This window comes from Liquorilactobacillus sicerae, assembly GCF_029916425.1.
GTDB classification, from domain to species: domain Bacteria; phylum Bacillota; class Bacilli; order Lactobacillales; family Lactobacillaceae; genus Liquorilactobacillus; species Liquorilactobacillus sicerae.
Genome location: NZ_JAHAVQ010000080.1, coordinates 1 through 658, shown reverse-complemented (window position 1 = coordinate 658; position 658 = coordinate 1). Strand labels below are relative to the sequence as shown.

Sequence of the window (658 nt, the reverse complement as noted above, 5' to 3'; positions counted from 1 at the left end):
GGCTTAGTTGCCATTGTCTTTACTCAATATTCTCTTTTGTCGATGGAACGTTCTTCAAGTGCAACCTCCGCTACTGGATTATTCGGTATCGGAATTGGAATTTGTTTGATATTTGTAGGCTTCTTTATTATTTTAAAATCTTTTAAATACAAATGAGCATCAGTTGTTTAACTATTAATCGATATAAAAATATTGTCAGATAAAATCTAGTCCAGGCAATTATTATGTGCTAAATAAGCTAAACTGGTCACGAAAGAAAGGATTATTCAAATGGCAATTTCTCAAAGTAAATTTTCATATGGTAAAGTCAATCGCAGTTTGGGATTTTTCGGATGCCGAAGAATGCTGCAAATTGTCCAGTAGTCGTTACTATTCATGGAGGTTTTTGGAGAGCCGAATATGGTCTTGAAGAAATGACGCCGCTTGACGAAGATTTAATTCGACGTGGCTATGCTACTTGGAATATCGAATATCGTCGTGTTGGCGAAAAAGGAGGAGGCTGGCCTGGAACATTCAGCGATATCGTTGATGCGGTTAATTACTTGGTTTTTCTTAAAGAGGATTTTCCGATCGATTTATCCCGTGTTGTTATCGCGGGGCATTCGGCAGGAGGGCATTTAGCTCTTTGGCTGGCATCTCGAATTGCTAAAAATAAAGC

Annotated in this window: 1 protein-coding gene; it reads left to right on the top strand. The window is 38.1% G+C overall.

Translation table 11 applies throughout. The features are described from left to right. Positions 1-332 precede the first annotated feature (332 nt). Positions 333-658 (top strand): alpha/beta hydrolase (locus KH893_RS11315; protein ID WP_281166213.1); only part of this gene is annotated, 326 nt, incomplete at its 3' end.